Source organism: Rhodohalobacter sp. (genome assembly GCF_041686455.1).
Classification (GTDB): Bacteria; Bacteroidota; Rhodothermia; order Balneolales; family Balneolaceae; genus Rhodohalobacter.
The window spans coordinates 1-9,152 of sequence record NZ_JAWLDW010000108.1; the positions used below are offsets into that span (position 1 = coordinate 1).

7 protein-coding genes are annotated in these 9,152 nt (G+C 42.6%); 5 read left to right on the forward strand and 2 right to left on the reverse strand.

Translation table 11 applies throughout. The annotated features are described in order from the left end of the window. Positions 1-1,665 (reverse strand): hypothetical protein (locus ACESM0_RS11080; RefSeq protein ID WP_372906276.1); only part of this gene is annotated, 1,665 nt, incomplete at its 3' end. Between the two features lie 432 nt (positions 1,666-2,097). Here ACESM0_RS11080 and ACESM0_RS11085 point away from each other — a divergent pair. Both ACESM0_RS11085 and ACESM0_RS11090 read left to right on the forward strand, forming a co-directional pair. Next, entirely contained in the window at positions 2,098-2,205 is a 108-nt protein-coding gene (locus ACESM0_RS11085; RefSeq protein ID WP_372906282.1) for a sigma factor, read from the forward strand. Between the two features lie 177 nt (positions 2,206-2,382). Then, positions 2,383-2,523, forward strand: a complete 141-nt coding sequence (locus ACESM0_RS11090; protein WP_372906277.1) for a hexameric tyrosine-coordinated heme protein — start codon at positions 2,383-2,385, stop codon at positions 2,521-2,523. Positions 2,524-2,906: 383 nt separating this feature from the next. On the opposite strand, the gene ACESM0_RS11095 is transcribed toward ACESM0_RS11090, so the two are convergent. Continuing rightward, positions 2,907-3,851: a formate/nitrite transporter family protein gene (locus ACESM0_RS11095; protein WP_372906278.1), complete on the reverse strand. Its 945-nt coding sequence runs from the start codon at positions 3,849-3,851 to the stop codon at positions 2,907-2,909. A gap of 352 nt (positions 3,852-4,203) precedes the next feature. Between ACESM0_RS11095 and mvaD the strand changes: the two genes are divergently transcribed. The 3 genes from mvaD to ACESM0_RS11110 are packed head-to-tail and all read left to right on the forward strand — an operon-like array spanning position 4,204 to position 8,669. After that, a complete protein-coding gene (mvaD, locus tag ACESM0_RS11100) occupies positions 4,204-5,250 on the forward strand; it encodes a diphosphomevalonate decarboxylase (protein WP_372906279.1) in 1,047 nt (348 codons plus the stop codon). A 4-nt stretch (positions 5,251-5,254) separates the two neighbouring features. Next, positions 5,255-6,331 carry a mevalonate kinase gene (locus tag ACESM0_RS11105; RefSeq protein WP_372906280.1) on the forward strand — a complete coding sequence of 359 codons (1,077 nt, stop codon included), beginning with the start codon at positions 5,255-5,257 and terminating at the stop codon, positions 6,329-6,331. Between the two features lie 58 nt (positions 6,332-6,389). Continuing rightward, a complete protein-coding gene (locus tag ACESM0_RS11110) occupies positions 6,390-8,669 on the forward strand; it encodes a hydroxymethylglutaryl-CoA reductase, degradative (RefSeq protein WP_372906281.1) in 2,280 nt (759 codons plus the stop codon). Positions 8,670-9,152: the final 483 nt, after the last annotated feature.

The window sequence follows — 9,152 nt, forward strand, 5'->3', positions numbered from 1 at the left end:
TGTCGGACTTTCATGTACGTTAATATATCCGTTAAAATCGGTCAAGTCATTATAGGATTCATTAATCAGCATACTACTTCTGGAGTCCGGATCCATGGCATCAATCGCTCCCAGAAACCAAACGATGTCTCCACCATCTTCGGCAGAATTTTCGTGAATATGAGCTGGATGAGATTGAGCTGTTCCGGTTGCTCCATCTGTATCCAGATTTAGGGTTACTAAGGTGAGATTATTTGTAACTTCTGTAAATTTAGCCGTGCCGGGAACTCCGTTCGAGAAGAACTCTCCATCGTTAGAAAGAGCAGATAAATCATATGTTGTCGATTGAGGGTTATCCACGGCGTCCAGTCCTAGTTCAATCTGCACATCTGCATTAGAACCAATATTGCCCTGAGATACAATTGTGCCGATATTTTCAACGCTTTCATGAATATTGATGTAGCCATCAAATTCTATCAGAGTATCAAAGGATTCTTCAATGATGCGAGCGCTGGTTGCATCGGGATCAGTTCCGTCTATGGGCGTAAGGAAGTAGGCAATATCACCACTATCTTCTGCCGAATTAAAGTGAATATGAGAGTTATGAGCTACAGACGCTCCGGTTGATTCATCAAGGGTAAGTGTAACAACTGTTTCTTCATCATTTAGCTCCCAGAATGTTGCTGTTGCATTCACTCCTTCTGGAACTGACCCTGCATTTGAATTTGCACTGAGCGTAAAGGATGCACTTCTTAGAGTAGTTAATCCCTCATTGGCCCCAATATTGCCCTGAGATACGATATTACCAAGATTTGAAAGACTTTCATGAATGTTGATATATCCATCAAAATCAGTCAGAAAATCAAAACTTTCGTCTACTACTGCATAGCTTGTTCCGGCGGAAGCCGCGAGACCATCTATCGGTCCAAGGAAATAGGCAATGTTACCGCCTTCCAATGCATTGTTGAAGTGAATGTGTGCTGAGTGACTCAGCTCTGTTTCAGTTGTCCCATTTACAAGCTCTAGTTTTACCAAAGTTTGTGATGACGTTAATTCCTGAAATGTGGCTACAGCTTCGGCTCCGTCAGGCAGCTGACCACTACTCTGATTAGCATCAAGTGTGTATTCCTTAACCTGTGGATTTTCTATTGGTGTAAGTTCGCTTTCAACAACATCGGCTTCCGTATTTGAACCGATATCGCCCTGTCCAAGAATAACACCTAGATTGGCATTATTTTCGTGAATGTTGATGTAACCGTCAAAATCAATGAGTTCATCAAAGCTTGCATCAACAACGTATTCACTTTTTCCGGGAGAACCCTCTGATCCATCAATCGGACCCAGAAAGTATATGATATCTCCTCCGGTTTCCGCATCATTTTCATGAATATGAGCGGTGTGGGTAAGACCGGATTCTGTAGATCCGTTTTCAAGCTCAAGAGCTACAAGTGTCTGGTTATCATTTAATTCCTGAAATGTAGCAGTGGCAGTTACGCCACCGGGAACTTCTCCATCGTTTGATACAGCATCCAGCGAGTAGGTGGTTTGCCTGAAATCAAATTGAGGATCTTCTGTATCATCAGGATCGTCAATTGGACTTGTAGGACCATCATCAGTGCATGAGAACACAAAGAGTGCCAATAACATAGATATAACGGTTAAAATAATATTACTATAAATCTTCATTGGTATTTAGTTGTGGGGTTAGAATTCTGACTTCTACCCATTTGACAACTTCCAAATGGGTTTGGTTACAAAATATTACAGAGAACACTCAGGTCGTATTCAGAGCAGAGACTAAATTTCGTCACTGAAGCATCAAATAAGATTTTTGTAACGAGTAATTGTTTAGTGCATCCAATTAACTGAAGGGTTTATGTAAAAATTCCATATTTCCAGCTAAACAGACAGTAAGTGTAGGACTATGGAAGCACATCCATATGTTAAACATCAGAACTACAAGCATTTAACACACAAAAAATTGTTGAAGAAATCTTACAAGGTAGAGATAAGCTGTTCGAAGTGATTATGAGGCGGTATAACCAGCGATTATTTTAAATACAGAGAGAATGTATTGATAATGAAAATAGTGTTCAGGAAAGGTTACAAACCAGATAGATCAAAGAATTTGAAAAACTTGATACGTTTAACGGAAAATCGGCCTTTTCAACTTGGCTTATCCGAATTGCTATTAACGAAGCTTTGCTCTATATCAAGAGAAGGTAATCACACCCAAAATTGCATCTTTTTGTTTCTGCTGATGACAATCCTTACTGGCGATTTGACGGTTAGAACATAGAAGAACATCTCATTAAACACGATCTGAGAGAACTTTTAGAACATTCAACTGATGCATTGTAGAAAAATTACCGGGCAGCATATATAATGAGTGAATTTTAGGTGATGAGCTCGCGCGATGTTTATTCAAAAGGTTCGGATGCGCTGATTGCAAGGTCGCAGGTGATTTCGATCCATTTTCAAACCGTTGTCGCTGAAAAAATTACTGGCAGGAAGTTTCTGAAGAGAAACAACAATGGCCATTAAATCTCAAAATCTATTCATCAGATGTATTAAATGAGCGTGACCAAAGAGAAAGAACAGGACGTTAGAATACTCATGCCCATAAAACGGCAAAAAACTTAACAAGTTATTTGCTGACCTTCAGATGATAGTTCTACATTCATCAGTGATCACGATTCCAAACCGCTCTACTATCAGATGGAAGCTGAAAATGGCGTCCCATTAAAATGGAAATACCTGATGACGCTACCCAAAGAGTGGAAAGTGAAGGTGATGAAACTTGAAAAAGAGTAATACTCAAACCTGTCAGGTTTTCAAAACCTGACAGGTCTTCTGAAAGCTTTGATGTGTACCAAAATGATTTACTACTCTTTCGTTAGAGAATCATCGATTTCAACCTTCTCGTATCAATCACTGTCTTTTGTTGGCTGCGGACGGGGTGTACCGAACTGGCGCCCTCCTTTCATTCCAATAAGCCAGTCGCGGATACTAAGTTTTTTATATTCAGGAAAATTTTTCTGTTCAGATTGGAAATAGGCCATATTTGTAAATATCAGTACGCCGCCAAAAGTATTGCCCAGTAAAACAGGAAGCCAATAATGAATAAAAAGCGTTGAAATATCGGCTTCAGCTGTATGAAAAATATAGAAAGAGACTTCCGCTGCGGCTGTCACCACATGAAACAAATTACTTGTGCCAATCATAAAAAATACTAGGTAGACTACCAGGACTCTGGTTACTGTATCTCTTGCAGCAACATTGAGCCATACCACACCGGCTACCAACCAGCCGGCAAACATGGCTTTAAAAAATACACCCCACCAACCCAGTTCGAGTCCATGAACAACAAAATTGGTAGCCGCCACCTTAGCATCAGGCGATAGAACAGCGGTGTTTGCCAAAACGTATCCTCCAGCAATTGCCCCGATAAGATTACCGGCCAGTACAACACCCCATACCTTAAACAGTATTGGAATGCTGGCCAGTCGTGCGAATATCAGAGCTACGGGAGGAAGGGTGTTTTCTGTATAAAGTTGAAAACGACCCAGAATGATGTAAATGAACCCCAATGGGTACAGTAGTGTACTCAAAAATATATTATCGGGAAAATGGCTGGTTCCAACAGAATAGCCTATGAGTGTTAATGTGATGGCTATACCTGCAGTCATACTGCTGAAAAACATCTCTCGAGGTTGACTGGTAATTTCTTCGTCCGCAGATGCAAGCAACCGTTGCTGGATTTCATGCCACGAATATCGGTCCCCAATTGCCCATCCTGAACGTGGAACACCGGATGCCGCCCGGTCTCGATGACGAATTTCAGGCGCTTTATCCTCTCCTTTTTTGTCCATATACACTGTGTTTTTTGTTAGTAGAACAATCTATCTACAATTCCTCAAAGTATCTAATTTACCTATAATCTATATCGTAAGAGAACCCGTTATTAAGCTTCGAAATTAATAAGAAGCAAATCACGGCCTTTATTATTTTACATCAGACCTGTCAGGTTTTGAAAACCTGACAGGTCGTAGTTGAAGATATTTCTGGATCACTTTCTCACTTAGTGATTCTTAAAAAAATCTTTGTAATCTCTTCTAACGCTGAACGATTGAATGAACTGTTAATGTTGAAAAATCAACCTACCGATGTTGATTAAAATCACGTATCTTAAGAGGTCTATTTTGATATCACGAATCAACATTTGTGAACAGCAAAAGAAAAAAAATCATCGCAGATTTTACTCAAAATCCGGTCACCGCTCAGGCTTATGCAAATATAGCCCTCATCAAATATTGGGGAAAGCGATCCGTTGAATTGAACCTGCCGGCTGTTGGATCGATCTCACTCACTCTCGATGCTTTAAAAACTACAACTACCCTTCAATTTGATGAATCGCTGGAAAGTGATACTCTGCATCTGGACCACCGAAATGTAGCCGGCAAACCGCTTGAGAGAATTACACAATTTCTGGATACTGCAGTTCAAACTGGGGATCGTCCGAAAGCGAAAATTGTCTCTTCAAACAGTTTTCCTACCGGAGCAGGACTCGCATCATCTGCTTCTGGATTTGCTGCACTGGCCGTGGCAGTGAATGAGGCAATGAATTTACATCTTACCAAAGAGGAGCTTTCAATATTGGCCAGACAAGGTTCCGGGTCGGCAGCGCGATCGGTTTATGGCGGTTTTGCTGAAATGAAGTGCGGAACCTCCATCGATGATGATCAAGACGATTTTGCCATTCAGCTTGAGGATGAATCCTATTGGGATCTAAGACTCTTAATCGCTGTTACATCGACAGATAAGAAAGAGACTGGGTCTACCGAAGGAATGGTTCGGACAGCTAAGTCATCACCGTTTTATACAGGCTGGGTAGAGAGCCAGCAGGCTGATTTGGACGAGATGCGTCGTGCCATAAAAAAGAAGAACTTTGCAAAAGTTGGCGAACTCACAGAGCACAGCTGTTTTAAAATGCATGGGCTGGCGATGTCCGGAAGGCCTCCTCTACTCTATTGGAATGGTGCGACCACAGAAATGATTCATACCATCTGGAACCTGAGAACCAAAGGCACTGCGGCTTATATAACTATGGACGCCGGCCCACAGGTTAAGGTTTTATGTCAGCCGGGAAATTCAGAACTGGTTAAACAGGCGATGTTGTCTGTAAAAGGCGTAAAACAAATTATTGAAGCAAAACCCGGACCGGGTGCCGCTATCGTTACAGACAATCAAATAAAAGTAAAGAACAGCTAGCAGGATGTACGAACCTTCTTTTTGCGTAAAATCACCCGGAAAACTTATTCTGTTGGGAGAATATGCCGTTCTTGAACACGCACCGGCACTTGTAACGGCTATAAATCGTCACTGCGTCGTCAAAATATCACCGCTTTACAACAGTACATTTCAGATTCGGACCGGAAACTTAAATCTCCCTGAAATTCAGTTTACCCTCGATTCGGATGGAGATGCTCATTTCCGAACACCTATGAGTAAGAAGACGGAAAAACAGCTTCAGTTTGTTCTCTCTATGCTCAAGTATGTTACTCAGCGCAATGGCAAAATTCCCGGAGCTTCTATTGAAATTGATACCGCTCCATTTTATCACAAAACAACCGGACACAAATTTGGACTCGGCTCAAGTGCCGCTTTAACCGTATCACTCCTTTCTGCACTGATGGAGTATATGAATAAGCACATTGACCAAGAAGATCTCTATAAAGAAGCATTTCTGGCTCATCGGCATGCACAAGGCAAGTTAGGCAGTGGTACAGATATCGCTGCCAGCGCAACCGGCGGTGTAATGAGTTACAAAATGCCTGAATCGATTGAGAAGTTAAACGGACAGGTGAAATCACACAGCTGGCCTAAGGATTTACATATGATCACAATCTGGGCCGGATTTTCTGCTTCAACCCGAAGTTTTGTAAACAACGTGAATGAATTCCGGGATGAACAACCTGCTAAATATGATTCCATCATGAAGAGGATGATGGAGCTTTCCGAGGATGGTTCCAAAGCTTTTGCCAAGAGTGATACAGATGCTTTCCTCAATATAGTTGAAGATTTTAAGAACCAAGAGTATCTCCTTGGACAAGAAAGTGATACGGATATCATCTCGGATGTTCATCAAGAGATTTTCAGAATTGTAAAGAGTGCTGGCGGAACCTACAAACCTTCCGGTGCCGGTGGCGGAGATATAGGAGTTGCTTTCTGTAAGGATTCTTCTATAGCGGCTCAAATTCGTCATGTAGTCAGTGAGAGCATGTTTGATGTGATGAATTTGAAAATGAACCAGATAGGCACAGAAGTAGTTCATAGAATGAACATCGAATAAAACCTGCTAGCTTTTAATATCTCCCCCTTTCCAACCATTAATATTTGTCTGAATCGCTATGACCAATAACGACAAATCACGAATCCCGAAGTTTTATAAATATAGTGTAGAAAATCGTCTTGATGTTCTTCGTGAAAAGGAGATTCTAAATCAGGAGGATTATGTTGCCCTCCGCGAGCAGATGCACCTGCTTACCCAGAATGATGCCGATAAAATGATCGAAAATGTAATCGGCGTATTTGGACTTCCGATGGGACTTGGCCTCAATTTTTTGATCAACAACAAGCCGTATGTAGTTCCTATGGTGGTTGAGGAACCCTCAATCCTGGCAGCAGTTAGCTCTGCAGCGAAAGTTGTTCGAAATGCCGGTGGATTTGAATCTGAATCTGATGATCCAATTCTGATTGGTCAAATTCAGCTTGTGGATGTTCGTCATCCAATGAAAGTTCGCCACGCCATTCTTCAAGAAAAGCAGGAGATTATAAATCTTGCTAATAGCCTCCATCCCAACATGGTAAAGCGAGGTGGCGGTGCAATCGACCTGGAAGTGATGATTCATCAGCAGGACAGGCATCCGGGAAGCATGGTGGTTGTTCACCTGTTGGTTGATACGCGTGATGCCATGGGCGCCAATCTAGTCAATAGTATGTGTGAAGGTGTTGCATCCTTAGTTGAAAAATTATCCGGTTCAAAAGTTTATCTGCGAATCCTTTCAAATCTTACCGATCGGGCGATGGTCAGATCGCAATGCGTCATTCCGACTAAATTTCTCGATTTCAATAGCTCTTCTGGAAAAGAAGTACGTGATGGAATCATCCGAGCAGCAGAATTTGCGGCTATTGACTCCTACCGGGCGTCGACCCACAATAAAGGAATTATGAACGGGATTGATCCGCTGGCAATTGCAACAGGCAACGACTGGAGAGCTATTGAAGCCGCCGCACACGCTTATGCAGCCCGAAGCGGCAGGTACACCTCCCTTACAAACTGGTATAAAAACGAGAACGGTGATCTGGTAGGTACCATCGATATCCCTCTGAAAGTCGGGACTGTAGGCGGATCGCTTAAATCGAACAAAGCGGTTGGAATTGCTCATCGGATTTTGGGGATTGAATCAGCCACAGAATTAGCGGAAGTGATGGGCGCTGTTGGTCTGGCTCAGAATTTTTCGGCATTGCGATCGCTTGGCACTGAAGGTATTCAGCGCGGGCACATGACACTCCATGCAAGAAGTGTGGCCAGTACCGCAGGTGCACCGGCTGAACTCTTTGAAAAAGTATTGGAACGACTTGTAGAGAGTGGTGAAATCAAAGTCTGGAAAGCGAAAGAGATTATTGAAGAGCTGAAAGGTGAACAGAAGATGGCTGCCACCGGAAAAACTCCTCTTCCTGATGATGACAGTGAGATGTCGTACGGATACGGTAAAATCATTTTGACGGGCGAACACTCGGTCGTTCACGGCACACACGCTGTGGCGGCTCCCATTACCCTAAAAATGAAAGCAAAGGTCTGGGATCATGATAAAGGTGTACGACTTCTCATTCCTAGATGGGGTGTGGAGCAGACCATTGAATTTGGAGCCGATCACAAGTATTCGATCTATAAATCGCTGGAGATGATTCTGGATCATCTCGATCTCAGGGATAAACCGATGAATATTGAAGTTTTTCCCGAAGTTCCACGCGCAATGGGTATGGGTGGTTCGGCAGCTTTAGCAGTTGCCATTATACGCGCATTAGACAAACATTTTGAACTTGGACTGGGCGATGATGATGTGCGACGTCTCTCATTTGAATCGGAGAATATTGTGCACGGCGGTGCATCCGGGATCGATAATACGGTTTCCACATACGGCAATCTGATCATGTTTCAGAAGGGCACTCCGCCAAAAATGGAGACCTTATCCCTGAGAGAGCCGATCCCGATAGTAATTGGACTGAGTGGTGTTGAAAGCATGACTTCAAAAATGGTTAAGCAAGTAAAAGAACATGCTGAAAAATATCCTCAGTGGTACGAAAAGATTTTCAAACAGATGGATGAGCTCGCTATTGCCTCCAAAGAAGCCATTGAGAACCGTGATCTGAATGAACTTGGCATGATCATGAATATGAATCACGGGTATTTGAATACTCTTGGTGTATCATATCCTGATGTTGAAAGTTTAATTGAAATTGCCCGTAATAACGGGGCATTGGGTGCTAAACTGACCGGCGGCGGTGGCGGTGGCGCGATGATCACGTTATGTGATTCCGATAAGATGCAGAAGAAAATTCAGAAGAAAATGCATGAAGCCGGGTATGATGCTCTGATTACAGAGATTAAACCATCTACACCGTAACCTTCCCTCGTCAGACGGCTAGAGTCCGTCCGACGAGTTTTCCTAATCCAGTTTCAGCCGAAAAACATAATGTGTTTCACTAATCTTCCCCTCTCGAGAGGGGATTGAGGGGTGTGTTAAATGACGAATCGGTTTAAGGTTTAAGATCTACGTAATATCTTCGTCAGACGAGTGTTGGTAACTCTATCTTTTCGATTACACGAATTCGATTTCGATTAAATTTAAATCTGTTTCCTTTCTACATTGAGCACTCTCGGGTTTATCTAAACAACCAACTTTGCTTCACACCGCCTCATTTCTTACCCATACTTCAAACCCAGCTCTCTGTTCGGCGGTTATTTATTTACGCTCTATTTCCCTGGGTTTCGCTTCGCTTACCCAGGGCTAATGACCTTCCACCCTTTCAGGGTGACAGTATCATCATTTGGCTACCTACAGTCAGATGAGTTTGGTTAGTCTGATATCTCCCATTTTCCACAATAG

Coding starts and splice junctions, on each gene's coding strand:
- ACESM0_RS11090 (WP_372906277.1), top strand. CDS start 2,383: ATGAGCTCGCGCGATGTTTATTCAAAAGGTTCGGATGCGCTGATTGCA.
- ACESM0_RS11110 (WP_372906281.1), top strand. CDS start 6,390: ATGACCAATAACGACAAATCACGAATCCCGAAGTTTTATAAATATAGT.
- ACESM0_RS11095 (WP_372906278.1), bottom strand. CDS start 3,851: ATGGACAAAAAAGGAGAGGATAAAGCGCCTGAAATTCGTCATCGAGAC.
- ACESM0_RS11105 (WP_372906280.1), top strand. CDS start 5,255: ATGTACGAACCTTCTTTTTGCGTAAAATCACCCGGAAAACTTATTCTG.